This window comes from Methylobacterium nigriterrae (assembly GCF_037106235.1).
GTDB lineage: Bacteria > Pseudomonadota > Alphaproteobacteria > Rhizobiales > Beijerinckiaceae > Methylobacterium > Methylobacterium nigriterrae.
The window spans coordinates 1-2,645 of sequence record NZ_JBAWTG010000286.1; the positions used below are offsets into that span (position 1 = coordinate 1).

General features: G+C 70.5%; 3 protein-coding genes. 1 reads left to right on the forward strand and 2 read right to left on the reverse strand.

The genetic code is table 11. From position 1 onward, the window contains the following. Positions 1–29 precede the first annotated feature (29 nt). Both WDW90_RS36185 and WDW90_RS36190 read right to left on the reverse strand, forming a co-directional pair. Positions 30–2,096, reverse strand: a complete 2,067-nt coding sequence (locus tag WDW90_RS36185; RefSeq protein WP_336492568.1) for a recombinase family protein — start codon at positions 2,094–2,096, stop codon at positions 30–32. Next, positions 2,086–2,298 (reverse strand): hypothetical protein, encoded by a 213-nt coding sequence (locus WDW90_RS36190; RefSeq protein ID WP_336492569.1) that lies wholly within the window; start codon positions 2,296–2,298, stop codon positions 2,086–2,088. The genes WDW90_RS36185 and WDW90_RS36190 overlap by 11 nt, the downstream gene beginning before the upstream one ends. A gap of 49 nt (positions 2,299–2,347) precedes the next feature. Between WDW90_RS36190 and WDW90_RS36195 the strand changes: the two genes are divergently transcribed. Then, positions 2,348–2,645, forward strand: a 298-nt coding sequence (locus WDW90_RS36195) for a hypothetical protein (protein ID WP_336492570.1), incomplete at its 3' end; no start/stop codon positions are given.

The following is a 2,645-nucleotide window of genomic DNA, read 5'->3' on the forward strand; positions in this document are numbered from 1 at the left end:
TACAACTGCTCATCAGAACGCACATCTCGCTATGTCATTGATGCGAAGAGGGATTGCTGCGCCGGATGCGGTACCGCGGGGTGTTTGCCGCGGTTCAGTGCCTCCTGCGCAAGGGCCCTGGCAGCTGGGCCGTCGAGAGCGGTGCGGCTGAAGACCCAAGGTCCGTCCGCGAGCGGATGCGCCGCATCGATCTCGCCCCGTTCCGCGGCCAGACGAAGGGTTCGCGCGGCAACGCCGACGCGGGCGGCAGCTTGGGTCAGGTTCAGCCAAGGCTCCTCTCCCTCCGCGGCCTCGCAGAACACCGAGATGCGGTACTGCGAGCGCAATGCGGTGACGCGCTCGCGCGTGAAGCGGTTGCCGTGCCCCGTCCTCACGCCGTTGCGGTTGAGCACGCCCGCGATCACGTCGTCGCGCGCGATGAGCGCCAGTGTGCGCACCGCTTCGATCACGTCGGCGGGCGTGCTGGTGCGCTGACCGCGTCGGCGACGCGGCAGGCGATGCTCGGTGTGGGCGCCGCCGGCCCAATGCAGGGTGAGCACGATCTCAGCCCGTATCTCGTCGAGGTCGGCGATCACCTCGTGGATAAGGGTACGCACGATCCGCTTCTTGAGCCGCGCGTCCGTCGTGGGCGCTGACCAGACGCCCTGCAGGTCCGCGGCGAGCGTCTCCAATGCGATTGGAGGAAGGGCGGGCCGGGGGGCGACCGCGTCGTGCTCGGCAATGCGCGTCTCGCAGGCGCCGACCCGCGACAGAGCCCGGTTCCAGCGCGCTTCGAGTTCGCCGGTCACCAGGCGGTTCTCGGGATCGGCGGCGTCGTACTGGCGGAAGGCGCGGTCGGCCGTATAGCGCGCCGCCTCCAGGTCGCGCACCATCGCCTCACGCGCCTCGTCGCGGCGCATGCTCGCCTGCGACTCGGCCGCCCGCGCCGCCTCGATGGCGCCGGGCTGCACCACGGACAGGAGGGCTGCCTCGACGATGTCATCGACGCGCAGGCCGCCGAAGGCGATGCAGTTCGGCTCCCCGTAGTCGATCCGCCCGCGCACGCAGGCGTAGCGCGGGATCTGCCCCTTGGCCCCGGTGTACTGGACACTCAGCTTGCGTCCGCAGCGCCGGCAGCGCAGCAGACCGGAGAGCAGGGCCGAGCCGAGCTTGGGCGCGCCACGGGAACTCGTCGGGACGTTCTCACTTACCATCGCCCGGATCGCCTCCGCCCGCTCCCACGCGACGTAACCCTCATGCGCGCCTGGCTTCAACGCCAGCCACTCAGAGCGCGGTGTGCGTCGGGCCCGCGCCTTGGCGCCGACCGCGTCGTAGCTAGCCGTGATGCGGCTGCGGCCGTAAGCGTAGGCGCCGCCATAGGCAGGATTGGCGATGAACTCGCGCAGCGTCGCGTAGCGGGGGCGGTGCCAGACCACCGGGCCGGCGTTGACGCGTGTCGGCAGGTCGAGCCCGTGCTCCAGGAACCAGAGCAGGGCCTGACGCACGCTGCCTAGCTCGGCCACCTTGTCGATGGCCAGCCGGATCGCGGCCTGCACACGCCGATCGGGATCCATCTCGAGCCGGGCGCCGACCTTGATGAAGCCGACAGGCGCCGCGACCACGAGCTCGCCGCGGCGCGCCTTCTCGTAGCGCGCGGACAGCGAGCGCTGGCGCAGGAGGTCGAGCTCGTACTCGTTGAGGCTGCCCTTGAGCCCGAGGAGCAGGCGGTCGTTGCCCAGGCGCGGCGCGTAGATCGCCTCCTGGTCGACGAGCAGGGTATCGACGACGCGGCACATCTCCACGAGCTGCTGCCAGTCACGGCTGTTGCGAGCGAAGCGGGAGACCTCGCGGGCGGCGACCGCGCCGACCTTGCCCAGGCAGACCTCGGCGACCATGCGCTCGAAGCCGGCGCGCAGCGTACCGCCGGCGGCCGAGCAGCCGAGATCCTCGTCGATGACCTCGACCTCGGCAAAGCCGAGCCCGGCGAGGCGCTCGCGCATGGCGTATTGCAGAGCCTGGCTCTCGCGGTTGTGCTGGACCTGATGGGCCGAGGACTGGCGGACGTAGAGCACGGCTTTGCGGGCTCGGTGCTGCGGGCCGATCTTCTCAGCGCTCATCGGCGCCTCCGGCTCGGACGTCCTGCTGCGAGGCTCTGTTGGTGTGGGCGACGAGCAGGCGGGTCAGCAGGCGGGTGAGGGTCTGCTGCGTCGCCGTCGGCAGGCTGCTCCAGGCTGGCGGCGTCAGAGTCGACGGCCCTTGCGTCAGGCCGAGGTCGAGCTGCGGGTCCGACCGGCGCGGTCGGCGCGGAGGTTGTGGCATGGCAATCTCCCGAGGACTCGGGCGATGCTAGCGTTGCTCGGTGCGGGACATGGCCTTTGCCCACCGTGGCGAGCAGGACGCGCAAGCTCATCAGCGCGGACAAGGCCGTGACCGGCTGCGGCGTCGCCCGCATCGCCCCGCACGCGACGGGATCGAGCATCCAGACCGGGATCTCCTGCAAGCGTGCGTCTGGCGCGTCCACGAGTGTGCAGCGCGCGGCCGTACCTGCTGCGCGCCCGATCACATCGTGAAGGCGAACCGCACGCCCAGCCCACGGATGCCACCCGTAGACGACGACACCGTCGTCGCCACCGCCGGTACTATGGGTCTTGTGCTGAGAGGTTGTA